At 70.5% G+C, this 16,954-nt stretch carries 6 protein-coding genes; 4 read left to right on the forward strand and 2 right to left on the reverse strand.

Annotated features, from left to right (window positions below; all coding sequences use genetic code 11):
• Positions 1-30 precede the first annotated feature (30 nt).
• Positions 31-666: a LysE family translocator gene (locus ABZV44_RS18670; RefSeq protein WP_354837602.1), complete on the forward strand. Its 636-nt coding sequence runs from the start codon at positions 31-33 to the stop codon at positions 664-666.
• Positions 667-798: 132 nt separating this feature from the next.
• Here ABZV44_RS18670 and ABZV44_RS18675 read toward each other — a convergent pair whose 3' ends face one another.
• A complete protein-coding gene (locus ABZV44_RS18675) occupies positions 799-1,161 on the reverse strand; it encodes a hypothetical protein (protein WP_354837603.1) in 363 nt (120 codons plus the stop codon).
• 320 nt (positions 1,162-1,481) lie between these two features.
• Positions 1,482-1,925 (reverse strand): DUF4254 domain-containing protein, encoded by a 444-nt coding sequence (locus tag ABZV44_RS18680; RefSeq protein ID WP_354837605.1) that lies wholly within the window; start codon positions 1,923-1,925, stop codon positions 1,482-1,484.
• Positions 1,926-2,103: 178 nt separating this feature from the next.
• Here ABZV44_RS18680 and ABZV44_RS18685 point away from each other — a divergent pair, with 178 nt between their 5' ends.
• From ABZV44_RS18685 to ABZV44_RS18695, 3 genes are all read left to right on the forward strand, one after another.
• Complete coding sequence (locus ABZV44_RS18685; protein WP_354837607.1) at positions 2,104-2,967, forward strand: helix-turn-helix transcriptional regulator; 864 nt, start codon at positions 2,104-2,106, stop codon at positions 2,965-2,967.
• Positions 2,968-3,114: 147 nt separating this feature from the next.
• On the forward strand, positions 3,115-3,522 hold the full coding sequence (locus ABZV44_RS18690) for an AMP-binding protein (protein ID WP_354837609.1): 408 nt from the start codon (positions 3,115-3,117) through the stop codon (positions 3,520-3,522).
• Between the two features lie 37 nt (positions 3,523-3,559).
• Positions 3,560-16,918 (forward strand): amino acid adenylation domain-containing protein, encoded by a 13,359-nt coding sequence (locus ABZV44_RS18695; RefSeq protein WP_354837611.1) that lies wholly within the window; start codon positions 3,560-3,562, stop codon positions 16,916-16,918.
• Positions 16,919-16,954: the final 36 nt, after the last annotated feature.

A 16,954-nucleotide genomic window follows, 5' to 3' on the forward strand; every position in this document is an offset into this window, starting at 1 on the left:
TCCGGCGGCCACCGTGGTTACCCTGGGGTGATGGTGCCTGTGTCGCATGTGGTGGCATTCGGGGCGGCGGCGGTGATCCTGATTGTGATTCCGGGGCCCAATGTGATGTTCGCGGTGGGGCGGGCGTTGGTGTTGGGGCGGCGGGCGGCGGTGTTGTCGGTGGTGGGGACAGGGGCGGGGACTGCGGTGTGTTTGGTGGGGGCGGCGGTGGGGTTGGGGGCGTTGCTGATGGCCTGGGCGATGTTGTTTCTGGTGGTGAAGATCGCGGGGGCGGTGTATTTGATCTGGTTGGGGGGCATGGCTATTCGGGGGCGGCGGAAGCTCGGGGAGAGTTTGCGGGCGGGAGTGCCGGAGGGGGCGCAGCGGCGGGTGGTGCGGCAGGGGTTCGTGGTGGGGGCGACGAATCCGAAGACGGTGGTGTTCTTCGCGGCGGTGCTGCCGCAGTTCGCGGTGCCCGCCAACGGGTGGCTGCCGGTGCAGTTCCTGGTGCTGGGGGCGATCTTCCCGGTGCTGCAGGTGCTTTCGGATGTGGTGTGGGCGCTCGGGGCGGCGTCGGCGCGCGAGTGGTTCGCCCGGTCACCGCGGCGGCTGGAGGCGGTGGGGGCCACCGGCGGCGCGATGATCATCGGGGTGGGGACGACGGTGGCGTTCTCCGGGAACGGATGAGATCGGCTGCGGCGGAACGGGTTGGCGGTCCACCGCTGGCGCCGGGTCCGGACGACAAGAATTGGGCCGGTACCCGTTCGGCGGATACCGGCCCAACCTTCTCCGGGTGAGGGATCAACAAGACCCGAAGTCTCAGAGGCCCGCGGCGGCGGCCAGCAGCGTGCGCGAGTAGGTGGCGTCGGTGGCCTCGATCAGGCCGGCGGCCAGCAGGTAGGCGGCGGCCATGTCGAGGGCGGAGTGACGCAGGGCGGTCAGGGCCTCGGTGAGCTGGCGGCCCTTGTGTTCGAAACCGCGCCGTAGTTGGTGGGCGGAGTCGAAATCACCGAAGCCGGTGAGGGTATGAGTATCGTGGCTGCGCTCGATTTGCGGGTCCAGTGCGTCTGCGAACCGCAGGAAGTGTGCGGCGCAGTTACGCGCCGCTCCCATCTCCAGGCGGAATGTGCCGTCCTGGGCCCGCCGGTAGAGCTCGGTGGCCGTGCCCTCGCCCGTGTTCATGACGAACTCCCTCCCTCGAAATGTGAAACGCCGTATTACACCCGCAATTTTGTGAATCCGCCGCCATGTGAATGAAACATGGCGTGAACAAAAACCGCGCGGATGGTTTTGGGGCGCTCCGCGATTTATCCAGGCGGGCGTGCCGCGCCAGTCGACCACGCGGCACGCCGGGCGGGGCGCCCCGTTGCGCCCGCCGTCTCGGGCGGGCGACGTCCTACGGTTCGAGCGACCTATTGGTCCGATAGCACGACTCGGCTGACGTCACCGCTGACGATCAACGATTCGTTGGCAATACATCAATTGTGTCAATGCATTTGGAATCATTGTTCTGGTAAACGGCGGCGGCCACCGGCCACGTCGATTACGAGATCAGTGTAGCCGTCCACCAGTTCGGCCAGGTGGTACCAGTGTTTATGGGTGTTATCACTGCCCGCGCCCTCGTGATCGATCACCTGATTGGCCTCCACCCAGCTCCGGGCCATGCGGTCGACGACCGCGCCCAGGCTCTCGGTGTGCAGCGTGGCGCCGTTGCGGTGTTGCGGCAGTTCCTGTTCCACCCAATCATTGATATCGTCAACGAGTTCGCTGCGGCGACAATCGATCTCGCTGACCATCATGGGATCCCGTAGCTGGCCGCGACGTTCGTGCAGTTCGGCGAGAGCGTGCGCCGACCGTAGCAACACTCGATCTTGAAATCGCCTCCCCTGGAAGGCACAGAGCAATTGCGGAGCGGTCGGCAGGACGCCGGCTATCGACATGGTCATCGAGACTCCCTATACGCACCCGACAGCATCACTAATCGCACCAACATGATTGGTCTCCGGATTCAGCTATACCGGTCATCGGATCGGTTGTTCACGAATAGGCTAGCTGGATCATGCTCTTACAAATGCAAGAACGCAATACTGCGTTCTAGCAAGTGCGACAAGGGAAAGGGTTGTCATGGCAGGCAAGCGCACCGTGCTCACCGTCCGTTTGCGGCGGCTCGCCGCGATGCTGCACGAGATGCGCGAGACGGCGCAGCTCAGCAAAGAAGTGGTCAGCGCCAAGACCGGCATCAACGTGACCACCCTCTACCGCATCGAAACCGCTCAGGCCAGGCCCCAGCGCCGCACCCTGACGGCCATGCTGGACCTGTATGGCATCGGCGAGCCGCAACGTTCAGATGCCTTGCAGTTGCTGGTGGATGCGCTCCGCCCAGGCATGGCACGGTCTTTCGAGGATGCGGTGTCGGAGGTCTACGGCGCCTACATCAACTTCGAAGCCGAGGCGCTCTCGGCTCGGTTCTTCCAGTCCACCTATATCCCCGGCCTGCTACAGACCGAGGCGTACGCGAACGCGGTGTACCAGACCACCATGCCCAAGATCTCGGATCAGGTTATCGAGCAACGGATCCGGGCGCGCCAGGAGCGGGCCAAGGTGCTCACCAAGGACGATCCGCTGGAACTGTGGGTGGTGCTGGACGAGGCCGTCATCCGCCGGCTGGTGGGCGGCCCGGAGGTGATGTTCCAGCAGTTCACCCTGCTGCTGGAGCACACCGAGAAGCGCAATGTGATCCTGCAGATCCTGCCCTTCGACGCCGGCGCGCACCCGGGCATGCTGGGTTCCTTCACGCTGCTGGACTTCCCGGACCCCGCGGACCCGGAGCTGGTCTACGTGGAGGGCATCGCCAGTGACGAGCTCATCGAGGGCCATCCGGAGGTACGCCGCTACGGCGTGATGTTCGACCAGCTCCGGGCCATGGCACTGAGCCCGCGCGACTCCATCGCCATGATCTCCCAGACCATGGAGGGCCTGGGCGGCTGATCTTCCACCCACCCCAGGGTGGGTACATCCGCACCCTCGGAGCGGATTCCGGCAGCACTGTGGTCGCTATCGGCCACGGCGCGCGGCGGCGACAGTAGATACATCCCGAACGCCACCGCAAGCGCCCCTCCGAGAGGATGATGTTCGATGTGCAAGCCGGTCGAATCGCCCGCCGCCATCGCGATGACCGCCGCCGACTGCGAACTGAGCTACGCCGAACTGGATCGCTGGAGCAACCGCCTCGCGCGCATGCTGCTGCGGCTCGGAGCCCACCCGGGGGCCCGCATCGCGATCGCGGAGACCCCGCAGCTGGAGGCCGCGGTGTCCCGTCTGGCCATCACCAAGATCGGCGCGATTCCGGTGCCGCTCACCACCGAAACCACGGTGGCGCGTGCCGATTTCGGCGTCACCACCAAGGACGGCCGGGAGCGGATCACCGATCCGAGCCGCTGGCTGGTGCTCGACGACCGCTCCACGCTGGTGCAGTACCTCACCGGTTCGGACGCCCCGCTCACCGCGGCGGAACTGCCGCCGGCACGGGAGGCTGCAGCCTGACCGTACCGAATCATTATCGCCCGCAGGATGTTTCAGAATGGTTTTCAGCACCCTGTCCACATCCACCCCTGATTCATCCGCGGCCTTCGCTCTCTCGGCGGCCCAGCGCGGCATCTGGTTCGCCCAGCAGCTGGCGGGTGACACGCCCGTCTCGATCGCCCAGTACGTGGAGCTCACCGGCCCCGTCGACGTGCAATTGCTCGCCGACGCGATCCGCCGCGCCGGGCGCGAGTTCGGCACCGGATACCTGCGCCTGACAGAAATCGACGAGCTGCCCTGGCAGCTCGTGGACACCACGCTCGACGACACGATCGACACCGTCGACCTGAGCGGCGCGCCCGATCCGGCGGCCGCCGCACGGGCGTGGATGCACGCCGAGTACACCGCGCCCCTGGACCTGACCCGCGACCGGCTGTGCCTGATCGCCATGCTGCGCCTGGGCCCGGACCACTGGTACTGGTACTCGCGGTTCCACCACATCCTGATCGACGGCGTCGGCGCGCTCACCATGCTGCAGCGCACCTCCGAGATCTACAACGAGGCCGCCGCCGGGCACGAGATTCCGCCCGGCCGGGCCGAGCCGTTGCAGCGCATCGTGGAAGCCGATGCGGCATACCGTGATTCGGACAAGATCCAGGCCGACCGGGAGTACTGGCGCGCGCATCTGGCGGGCCTGCCCGAACCGGCGCAGCTGGGCAAGCGCACCGGCGCGGTCGACGCCCACCCCCGCCTGCTCAGCGGCACACTGCCGGAATCCACGGCGGCCCTGCTTGATTCGCTCACCACCGCCCTGTCCACCAGGCCGGCGCCGGTCGTGGTGGCCGCCTTCGCCGCCTATGTCGGCGCCATGACCGGGGCGGGCGAGATCGTGCTGAGCCTGCCGGTATCCGGCCGCACCACCGCCGTCCTGCGCCGCTCCGGCGGCATGGTCGCCAATGTGGTGCCGCTGCGGCTGCGTCCCTCCCCCACCGCCACGGTCGGCGATCTCGTCCGCGCCACCCAGGGTGAGCTCACCGCCGCGCTGCGCCGCCAGCGGTACCGGCAGGAGGACATCATCCGCGACCTCGGCTGGGCCATGGACGAGGTGGCGGGCTTCGGCCCGACGGTCAATCTCATGCTCGCCGACACCCGCATCCGCCTGGGCGGGGTCACCGGGCAGCTGCACGTGCTGACCTCGGGCCTCATCGACGACCTGTTCGTGAACGTCTATCCGGGCGGCGGCGCGGAACGCACGCACATCGACTTCCAGGCCAATCCGAACCGCTACGACGAGCCCGAACTCGCGGTGCTGCACGCGCGCTTCCTGGAGTTCCTGCACCGCTTCCTGGCCGGTGGCGCCGAACAACCGCTGGCGGCGGTGACCGCGCTGTCCGAAACCGAACGCGCCGAACTGGTCCCCGCACAGGGCCGCGACGGCACCGGTCCGCGCACGCTGCCCGAGATCCTCGCGGCGGGGGCGGGCCGGGACCCGTCGGCCATCGCCCTGCGGGTGGACGGGACCGCGTTCACCTACCGTGAGCTCACCGAGTACACCGATCGGCTGGCCCGGGTGCTGATCGCGGCGGGGGCCGGACCGGAACGCACGGTGGCGATCTCGATCCCGCGTTCCGCGGAGTCGGTGCTGGCCATGTGCGCGGTCGCCAAGACCGGCGCGGCGTTCGTGCCCGTCGACCCCGGCTATCCGGTCGACCGCATCGAGCACATGCTCACCGACAGCGGCGTGGTCGCGGGCCTGACGGTGGCGGGTTCCCGGGCGGCCCTGCCGGATCGGGTCGAGTGGCTGGTGGTGGACGACCCGGCCACCGAGAAGCTCATCGCCGCAAGCGATTCCGGTTCGATCACCGACGCCGACCGGCGTGCGCCCCTGCACCTGGACCAGGTCGCGTACCTCATCTACACCTCCGGCTCGACCGGGCTGCCCAAGGGCGTCGCGGTCACCCATCGCGGTCTGACGAATCTGGTCACCGGTTCCGGAGCCGCGTTCGGCGTCGGATCGGATGCCGTGGTGGCGCACGCGGTCTCGCCGAGTTTCGACATCTCGGTGGAGGAGCTGCTGGTCGCCCTCGCGGTCGGCGCGACGGTGGCGGTAGTGCCGCCGGCCGCTTACGCGGGCGAAGAGCTGGCGCGGGTGCTGCGGCACCTGGAGGTCACCCACCTGAATGTGACACCGGCCGTGGCGGGTTCGCTGGAACCGGACACGCTGCCGCGGCTGCGCACCGTGGTGGTGGGCGGCGACTCCTGCCCGCCCGAGCTGCCGGTCCGCTGGGCCGGGCGGTGTGTCATCAATGGCTACGGCCCCACCGAGGCCACCGTCACCGCCACCCTGAGCGCCCCGCTCGCCCCCGGCGATCCCATTACGATCGGTGCGCCCTCGCGGGGCATGGGAGCGGTCGTCCTCGATCCGTGGCTGCGTCCGGCGCCGCCGGGCGTGACGGGTGAACTGTATTTGTGCGGGCCGGGTCTGGCGCGCGGCTATCACCAGCGCATCGGCCTGAGCGCCGAGCGTTTCGTGGCCAGCCCGTTCGCCTCGGGCGCGCGCATGTACCGCACCGGCGACCTGGTGCGGTGGCGCCGGCGCGGCGGCCGCTGGGAACTGGAGTACCTGGGCCGCGGCGACACCCAGGTGAAGGTGCGCGGCTTCCGTATCGAACTCGGCGAGGTGGACGCCGCGGTGGCGCGGTATCCGGGGGTGGAGATGGCGGTCACGGTGGGCGCGACCACGCCCGGCGGTGCGACCGCGCTGGTGTCCTACGTGCTGGCGGCCGATTCGGTGGTCGCGCCGGAGGAGGTGAAAGCCGCAGTGGCCCAGTCTCTTCCGGCGCACATGGTGCCGTCGGTCGTGATGGTGCTGCACTCGCTGCCGCTCACCCCGGCGGGCAAGGTGGATCGCCGCGCCCTGCCCAGACCCGATTTCGGATCCGGCCCCCGCGCCGGTCGCGCGCCCGCCACCGAGCGGGAACGTGCGCTCGCGGAGGTCTTCGCCGCGGTGCTCGGGGTGGAATCGGTTGCGGCGGACGACAATTTCTTCGCCCTCGGCGGCGACAGCATCGTGGCCATCCAGCTGGTGGCGCGCGCCAAGGCGGCCGGACTCGGGCTGCGGGCCCGGGATGTGTTCGAGCACAAGACCGTCGCTGCGCTGGCCGTCGTCGCCACCGAGGTGACCACCCCCGTGGTCCAGGAGCTGCCCGGCGGCGCGGTGGGCCGTGTGCCGCTCACCCCGATCGTGCACGCCATGCTCGAGCAGGGCGAGACCTGGCCCAGATTCGCTCAGGCCGTGCTGATTCCGCTTCCGCGCGCCGAGGACATTTCCGCCTCCGGCGCTGAGGACACTGTCGCCTCCGGCACTGAGGACACTGTCGCCTCCGGCACTGAAGACACTGTCGCCTCCGGCACTGAAGACACTGTCGCCTCCGGCACTGAAGACACTGTCGCCTCCGGCGCTGAAGACACTGTCGCCTCCGGCGAGGCCGACCGATCCCGGCTCACGATGGCGGTGCAGGCCCTGCTCGACCGGCACGACCTGCTGCGCAGCACCCTCACCCACCGGCCCGCGAACGGCAGCGGCCCGTGGGAGTGGCGGGTCGGCGCGCCCGGCACGATCGAGGCCGGGGCCCTCATCGAAACCGTGACCGCCGCACCCGATTCCGACGGCGAGGACGAATTGCAACGCGCGGCCGACCTGCTGGATCCCGCCGCCGGGATCGTGGCCCGCTTCGTGCTCATCGACCGCGCGGACACCCAGCCACTGCTGTGGGTGGTGCTGCACCACCTGGTCACCGACGGCGTGTCCTGGCGCATCCTGCTGCCGGATCTGGCCACCGCCTGGGCGGGCGGACCGCTCGCGCCGGTGGGGACCTCGTTCCGGCGCTGGGCGCACGGGCAGGTCGAGCAGACCACGGCGCGCGCGGCCGAGATCCCGCTGTGGCGGCGGATCCTCACCACACCGGACCCGCGGCTGGGCACCCGGGCCCTGGATCCGGAGCTCGACACCGTGGCCACCATGGGCCAGCTGCGGACCGTCATCGACAGCGATACCGCCACGGCCGCACAGGAACTCATTCCGGCGCGCTTCCACTGCGGATTCGACGACGCCCTGCTCACCGCGCTGGCGCTGGCGGCGAGCCGCTGGCGGCGCACCCACCGGACGCTGCTCACCGTGGAGGGCCACGGGCGCGAGGAATCGGTGCTGCCCGGTGCGGACATCTCGCGCACCATCGGCTGGTTCACCAGTGTGTTCCCGGTGGCGCTCGACCTCGGCGACCTCGACCTCGACGACGCCTTCCGGGGCGGGCCCGCGGCGGGCGCGGCACTGAAGGCGGTGAAGGAGCAGCTGCGGGCGATTCCCGACAAGGGCGTGGGCTTCGGCATGCTGCGCTACCTCGGAACGGGACCCAACCGACTCGACGATTCGCCCACGCCGCAGATCAGTTTCAACTATCTCGGCCGGACGGGCGCGGGGGTGGAGCATCCGGGCGGCGCGGAAACCCCGTGGGTGCCGGTCAGATTCGCCGCCACCCAGGACGATCGCGCACCGCTGGCGGCGGTTGTCGACATCAATGCCTTCCATACCGCCGCCGGCCTCGAGGTGACCTGGGCCTACGCGTCGCGGCTGCTCACGCCCGAGCAGGTGCGGGAGTTCGCGCGGCTGTGGGGGCGGGCGGTCACCGCGCTGGTGGCCCATGCCCGAAACGCCGGAGCCGGCGGGCACACGCCCTCGGACTTCCCGCTGGTCACGGTCGATCAGGCGCAGATCGACGCCTGGGAGCGGGAGTACCCGGACCTCACCGAGGTCTGGCCGCTGTCGCCGCTGCAGTACGGCCTGCTCTTCCACGCCCGCTACGACACCGACACCGCCGACGGGTACACCGTCCAGACCCGGCTGTCGCTGGCCGGCCGGGTCGATGCCGGACGGTTGCGCACGGCCGCGGCGGCGCTGACAGCCCGGCACGAGGTGCTGCGGGTGGCCTATGCCGAGACCGCCGACGGCCCCCGGCAGCTGGTGCTCGGCGAGGCCGAGATCCCCTGGCAGGACCTCGATCTCACCACCATCGAGGAACCGGCCGAACGGCAGCGGGAACTGGACCGGCTGATCGCCGTGGACGCGGGCACCCGCTTCGACCTCGCCCGGCCGCCGCTGCTGCGCTTCAGCCTGATACGCACCGAACCCGAGGCGTACACGCTGCTCATGACCAATCACCATCTGGCCCTGGACGGCTGGTCCACGCCGCTGGTGGTGCGCGAGCTGCTGGCCGGATACCTGGCCGCGGTCACCGGGCACGAGATCGCGCAGGCTCCGGCGCACTCGTATCGCGAATTCCTGGCCTGGCTCGATCAGCAGGACGACGCCGCGTCCCTGTCGGCCTGGACCGAGGCGCTGGCCGGGGTCGACGCACCGACCCGCGCGGTGCCCACCCTCGCGGGCATCACCTCGACCGAATCCGGCATGGTCTCGGCCGAATTCACCGCGGCGCGACTGGAACGGCTCACCGACACCGTGCGCACCGCCGGGGCCACGGTGAACACCGCCGTGCAGGCCGCGTGGGCGCTGCTGCTGACCATGCTCACCGGCCGCACCGATGTGGTGTTCGGTGGCACCGTCTCCGGGCGGCCGCCGCAGCTGGCCGGGGTCGAGGAGATGGTGGGGCTGTTCATCAACACCCTGCCGGTGCGGGTGCGGCTGGATCCCGGTGAGCGCGTGGGCGATCTGCTGGCCCGGGTGCAGGCCGAGCAGGCGCGGCTGCTGGACCACCAGCACGTCGGGCTGGCCGCTATCCACCGGGCGGTCGGGCTGCCCGAGCTGTTCGACACCCTCACCGTCTTCGAGTCCTATCCCATCGACCGCGAAACCCTCTCGCGCGCACTGGATATCGCGGGCATGCGGATCCTCGACGTGTCCGGCACCGACGCCACCCCCTACCCGCTGAACCTCATGGTGATCCCGCAGCGCGCCGCCGACGGCAGCGAAAGCCTCACCATCACTGTGAAATTCATGGCCGACGAACTGCCCGAGGCCGCCGCGCGCCGGCTGCTCGACCGGTTCGTACTGCTGCTCGATCAGATCGCCGACCATCCCGAGCGCCGCACCGCGCAACTGCAGCACTGCGATCCGATCGAACGCACCCAGCTGCTGCCCGTCCGGGGCGGCACGCCCACCCCCCTGCGCACCCTGCCCGACATCCTGGCCGCGGGCGCGCGCGTCAATCCGGACGGCATCGCCCTCAGCTCCGGCGCCCTCAGCATGACCTACCGCGACCTCGACGCCTGGTCCAACCGCTTCGCGCGAGTCCTGTTGCGGCGCGGGGTCGGCCGCGAGAGCTTCGTGGTGCTGGCCCTGACCCGGTCGGTGGAATCCGTGGTGGCGGTGTGGGCGCTGGCCAAAACCGGGGCGGCGTTCCTGCCGCTGGACCCCAGCTACCCGGTCGAGCGCATCGAGCACATCCTGACCGACTCCCGCGCGCCCATCGGGGTGACGGTGTGCGCGGTCGGCGAGACCCTGCCCGGCAGCATCGACTGGCTGCTGCTCGACGACCTCAACACCATCCGCCGGGTCATGACGGTGTCCGACGCGCACATCACCGACGCCGAACGCGGCGGGCCCATCAACCTGGCCCAGACCGCCTACCTCATCTACACCTCCGGCTCGACCGGCAAGCCCAAGGCGGTGCTGCTGAGCCATCGCGGTCTCGCCAATCTCGTTGCCTCGCAACAGAGTCTGCTGGATCTGGACGAGACCTCCAGCACACTGCAGGTGGCCTCCCCCAGCTTCGACGCCTCGGTGCACGAACTGCTCATGGCACACGGCGCGGGCGGGCGACTGGTCATCTCGCCACCGGATGTGTACGGCGGCAGCGCACTCGAGGAACTGCTGCGCACCGAAGGGGTGACACACGCGGTCATCACGCCGTCGGTACTGGCCACCATGAATCCGGCGGGACTCGACGAACTCGGCTGCCTCTCGGTGGCCGGTGAGGCGGCCGGACCCGAACTGGTGGCCGCCTGGTCCGCCGGGCGGCGCCTGGTGAACCTGTACGGCCCCACCGAATTCAGCGTGTGGGCCACCGGGCCGGGTGAGCTGCTGGCGGGCGAACCCATCACCATCGGCGCGCCCATTCGCGGCGCGGCCGCCCTGGTGCTCGACGGCTGGCTGCGGCCGGTGCCCATCGGGGTGACCGGGGAGCTGTATCTGGCCGGTCCCGCACTGGCCCGTGGCTACTTCAACCGATTCGGGCTCACCTCCGCCCGTTTCGTCGCCAACCCGTATGCCGCGCCCGGCGCGCGCATGTACCGCACCGGCGACATGGTGCGCTGGGCGGAGGTCAAGACGCCCGGCGGCGCGCAGCTGGAGCTGGAGTACCTGGGCCGCAGCGACTTCCAGGTCAAGATCCGCGGCCTGCGCATCGAACTCGGCGAGATCGACGCGGTGCTGACCGCCGACGAGCAGGTCGACTACGCCGCCACCCTGGGCTGCCCCGGACCGGGCGGGCAGACGGTGCTGGTCTCCTACGTGGTCGCCGCGGCCGGGCACACCCTCGACACCGAACTGCTGCGCACTCGCGTCGCCGCGGCGCTGCCGGGCTACATGGTGCCGAGCTACCTGATCGCACTCGACGATGTGCCGCTGACCCCGGTCGGCAAGCTCGACCGGAATGCGTTGCCCGCACCGGATTTCGCGACCCTCGACCAGCGCTACCTGGCCCCCCGCACCGCCGTCGAAACGGCCGTCGCCCAGGTCTTCGCCGATGTCCTCGACGCCGAGCGCGTCAGCATCGACCGCTCCTTCTTCGACCTCGGCGGCAACTCGCTCACCGCCACCCGCGTGGTGGCCCGGGTGAACGCCGCCCTCGGCGCGACCATCGCACTACGCGACCTCTTCGACGCACCCACAGTCGCGCAACTGTCGTCCCGTATCGTCCCCGGCACCGAGACTCCCGGGCGGCCGGCACTGGCCCCGCGGATTCGCCCGGACCGAATCCCGTTGTCCCCGGCACAACAACGGATGTGGGTCCTCAACCGCCTGGACCCGGGCTCCGCCGCCTACAACATCACCGCGGCCCTGCGCCTGACCGGCGAGCTGGAGACGGCGGCCCTGCGCGCGGCGGTCGCCGACGTGGTCGCCCGGCACGAATCGCTGCGCACCATCTACCCCGCCGACGCCGACGGCCCCCGCCAAGTGGTCCTCAGCGCCGAAGCGGCCGCGCCGCAGATCAGCTTCGCCGAGACGGACGACGGCCCGAACCTGCGCGCGGCCATTGCCGAAAGCACCGGGGCAGGTTTCGATCTCACCCGCGAAGCCCCGCTGCGGGTCCGAGTGCTCCGGCTGATCGGCCCGGCCGAGGTGCACGTGGTGGTGCTGGTGGTGCACCACATCAGCGCGGACGGGGCCTCCATGGCACCGCTGGCCACCGACCTGGTGACGGCGTATCTCGCGCGCAGTGGGGGCACGGACGCCGAGCGGCCGCCGTTGCGGGTGCAGTACGCCGACTATGCGATCTGGCAGCGGGAACTGCTGGGCGACGAGGCCGATCCGGAATCGCGTGCCGCACAGCAGATTCGGTATTGGAAGGAACGGCTGGCGGCGACGCCCGACGTGCTGGAGCTACCGACCGACCGGCCGCGACCGGCGGTGCAGAGCCTGCGGAGCACGGATCTGGAGTTCCGGCTCGACGCCGGATTGCACGCCGCGCTCACCGAATTGGCGGCCGCGACCGACACCAGCCTGTTCATGGTGCTGCATGCGACGCTGGCGGTGCTGCTGTCGCGGCTGTCCGGCACGCCCGACATTCTGATCGGGACCGCCGTGGCCGGGCGCGGCGAGGCGGCCCTCGACGACCTGGTCGGCATGTTCGTGAACACGCTCGCCCTGCGCACACCCGTGGATCCCGCAACGGGGTTCCGGGAGTTCCTGGCGCAGGTGCGGGCCACCGATCTGGACGCCTTCGCGCACGCGGAGGTGCCGTTCGAGCGGCTGGTGCAGGTCCTGGACCCGCCGCGGTCGACGGCCCAGCATCCGCTGTTCCAGGTGTCGTTGTCACTGCAGAACTTCCAGCCGCCGACCGTCGAATTCCCCGGGCTGACGGTGGCGGTCGAGCCCATCGAGCGAGACGCCTCGCAGTTCGACCTGACCTTCGATCTGCGCACCCCGCTGCCCGGCACCGAGGCAGCCGGGCTCGACGGCACGCTCACCTTCGCCACCGACCTGTTCGACGAGGCCACCGCCGCGCGGCTGGTGACCCGGTGGCAGCGGATCCTCAACGCCGTCACCGCCGACCCCGGGGTCCGGCTGTCGGATATCGACCTGCTCGACGCCGCCGAACGGACCGCGCTGGTGCCGCTGCGCGGCCCGCGGCACCAACAGATCACCACACTCGCCCAGGTTTTCCGGGCCGCCGCCACCGCCCACCGCCTGTGCCCGGCCATCATCGCCGACGGGCGCGCGGTGTCCTATCGCGAGCTGGACACCGCCTCCCAGCGGCTGGCCATGCAGCTCTCGGCCGCCGGAGCCGGATCGGAAACGATTGTGGCGCTGGCCCTCTCGCGCGGCCTCGAGCTGATCACCGCGATCTGGGCCTGCGCCAAGGCCGGGGCGGCCTTCCTGCCCATCGACCCGCGTCACCCCCTGGACCGCATCGATCACATGCTGGCCGACTCGCGTGCGGTGCTCGGGCTCACCACCAGCGCCCACCGGCCGCTGCTGCCCGACACCGTCGGCTGGCTGGTGCTCGACGATCCCGCCGCCTCCAGCGTGCGGATCGCACCGGGGCAGAGCCGGATCCGCGCCATGACCACGTACCCGGATCAGCCCGCATGGCTCATCTACACCTCCGGGTCCACCGGCACACCCAAGGGCGTCTCCGTCTCGCATCGCGGCATCGCCGACCTCGTGCGGGCCCAGCGGGAACTGCTGAGCCTGGGTGAGCACTGCCGCGTACTCCAGGTCGCCTCACCGAGTTTCGACGCCTCGGCCTTCGAGGCGCTCATGGCCTTCGGGTCCGGCGGCACCGCCGTGGTCGCCCCGCCCGAGGTGTTCGGCGGCGAGGCGCTGTCGGATCTCATTGCGGCGCAGGGTGTCACACACCTGGTCATCACCCCCTCGGCACTGGCGACCCTCGACCCGGAGGCGGTGTCCAGCGTGCGGGTGCTGGCCGTGGCGGGCGAGGCCATCGGCCCGGACCTGGTGGCGCGGTGGTCGAGCGGGCGCACGCTGATCAACCTCTACGGGCCCACCGAATTCACCATCTGGGCAACGGCTTCCGAACCCCTGACCGCCGGGCAGCCGGTCACCATCGGCACTCCGATCCGGGGAGCGGGCACCCTCGTCCTCGACGATCGCCTGCGCCCGGTGCCGATGGGTGTGGCCGGGGAGCTGTACCTGGCCGGACCGGCCCTGGCGCGCGGCTACCACGCGCGACCCGGTCTCACAGCGGCCCGCTTCGTCGCCGACCCGTACGGGCGACCCGGTGAACGGCTCTACCGCACCGGCGATCTGGTGCGCTGGACCGGCTACCTCGACGAGCCGCGCCTGGAATACCTGGGCCGCACCGACTTCCAGGTCAAGGTGCGCGGCCAGCGCATCGAACTCGGCGAGATCGATGCCGCGCTGTCCGCCGCCGAGGGCATCGAATTCGCCGTCACCCTGGGCGTTCCCGGACCCGGCGGCGCCACCGCGCTCGCGGCGTATCTGCTGCCGGAGCCGGGGCGCGAGGCCGACCTGGCCGCCGTACGCGCCCACGCCGCCGACCGGCTGCCCGGTTATATGGTGCCGACCGCGTTCGTGGTGCTCGACGCCATACCGCTCAATGCCGTCGGCAAGCTCGACCGCAAGGCGCTGCCGGCGCCGGTGTTCGAGGCCGCGACCGAATACCGGGCACCGAGCACCGAGCTGGAAACCGTGCTCACCGAGCTCGTCGCCGAACTGCTCGGCCGCGACCGGGTCGGCGTGCACGACTCGTTCTTCGCCCTCGGCGGCGACAGCATTCTCGCCATCCAGCTGGTCTCCCGCGCCCGGCTGCGCGGCATCGAACTCACGCCATTGCAGATCTTCGAGCATCGCACCGTCGCGGCGCTGGCCGCGCTCGCGGCGGCCGCGGGCGAGACCGTCGTCCTCGAGGAGCTGCCCGGCGGCGGAGTCGGCGAGCTGCCGCTCACCCCCATCGTGCGCTGGATGCTCGAACGAGGCGGTGACCACCGCAGATTCGCGCAGACCGCGGTGCTGGAACTGCCGCAGGGCATCGGGCGCGACCAGCTCGTCGCCACCGTGACCGCCGTCGTCGACCACCACGACGCCCTGCGCGCCCAGCTCGCCTACGCGGACGGCGACTGGCGGATGAGCATCCGCGAACCCGGCGCGGTCGATGTCGACGCGCTCCTGCATCGCATCGAATTCGACACCGCCGACGCGGTCGACCTGCGCGAATACGCCGTCACCGAACTGGATTCCGCGCTCGGCCGCCTCGACCCGGCCACCGGGATCGTCCTGCAGCTGGTGTGGCTGGACCCGGCCCCGGGCAGCCCCGCCGACCGCCGCGGCCGCCTCATCCTGGTCGCCCACCACCTGGTCATCGACGGCGTGTCCTGGCGCATCCTCATTCCGGACCTGATCGCCGCCTGGGCGCAGATCAGCGGGGACACGCCACCGATCCTGCCGGAGACCGGCACCACCCTGCGCCGCTGGGCGCACGCGCTCGAGGAAGCCGCGCAACGCGAAACCCGCACGGCCGAACTGGATTACTGGCGCCAGGTGGCCGCCACCCCCGACCCGCCGATCGGGCCGCGCGCGCTCGATCCCGCCGTCGACCGGGTGCCGGCCGTCCGCACCGTCGAGATCGAGGTCGACGCGGACGTCACCACCGCCCTGCTCACCACCCTGCCCGCGCTGTTCGACGGCACCGTCGAGGACACCCTGCTGGCCGCGCTCACGCTGGCCGTCATGCGCTGGCGGATGGAACCCGGTGCGGCGGTGCTGATCCGGCTCGAAGGGCACGGGCGACAGCAGGAAATCGTTCCGGGAGCCGATCTGTCCCGCACCATCGGCTGGTTCACCACCGTCTACCCGGTGCGACTCGCCCTGTCCGACATACCGATTCGCGACGCCTTCGCCGGCGGACCGGCCATGGGCACGGCCATCCGGGCGGTCAAACACCAGCTGATGTCCGTGCCGGACAAGGGCATCGGCTACGGCATGCTGCGCTACCTCAACCCCGAGACCGCCGCCGAACTGCCCGACCGGGTGCCCGGCCGCGTCGGCTTCAACTACCTCGGCCGCTACGCCACCGCCGACATTCCGGCCGGGCTCGAAGATCTCGGCTGGCTGCCCACCGACGAGTTCGGCGACCTGCACGCCACCGAGCACGCCGACGTGCCCGTCACCGCCGAGATCGAGATCAATGCTGTCGTGGCCGGGGACCGCCTGCAGGCCAGCTTCACCTTCCCCGAAACCCTGCTGCCCCGCCACGAGATCACCATGCTGGCCCACCTGTGGACCGACGCGCTCTCCGCCGCAGCCTATTTCGCCACCTCACCGGCCGCCGAACTCGCCGCCGAGGCGGAACGCCAGTATCTGCGCGACCAGCAGGCCGCGGCCGAACTCGCTGCCATCCGGGCGGATTCGCCGCCGGGACTCGGCCTGGACGTGGTGCTGCCGATCCGGCCCGGCGGCGACGAGCCCGCCCTGTTCTGCATTCATCCGTCCTCCGGCATCGCCTGGACCTACCTCGGCCTCGCCGACACGTTGAACCCCGGCCGTCCCATCTACGGCCTGCAGGCCCCCGACCTGTCCGGCGAACCGCACGCCCGCAGCATCGCCGACTTCGCCGCGCGCTACGTGGCCGAAATTCGCCGACTGCAACCGCGCGGCCCCTATCATCTGCTCGGATGGTCCTTCGGCGGCCTGATCGCCCACGCAATCGCCGCCCAGCTAGCGGCAACCGGAGACGAGGTCGGCACCCTGGCCCTGCTCGACGCGGACAGCACCGATATCGACGGTGACAGCATCGACAAGCTCACCGCCGGCTCCTTCGTCGCGGCCTTCGGCTCGGTCTTCGGGATCACCGACATCCCCGCCGACACCAGCGCCGAACAGGCCGCGGCCATGATCCGCGACCGCATGGGCGGCGTCAGCCTGGTCGACGCGCAGACCCTGGAACGCATGGCCGCCTCCTACAATGCCTCCGCCGCCACCCGCACCGGCTACCAGCGGCCCGTATTCCACGGCGACGCACTGTATTTCAGCGCCACCGTGCACACCTCCGACATCTTCGGACCCGCCGGCTGGCGACCCTGGATCACCGGGACCATCAGCAACCACGACATCGACGTCAGCCACGACGAACTCACCGCACCGCACGCGCTCGCGGCCATCGCACGCATTCTCGACGCACACCTGGGAGGGACGCCGTGAACACCGACAGTGGCAAACCCGATACAACAGACGTGG

The organism is Nocardia sp. NPDC004860, from assembly GCF_040609015.1.
GTDB lineage: Bacteria > Actinomycetota > Actinomycetes > Mycobacteriales > Mycobacteriaceae > Nocardia.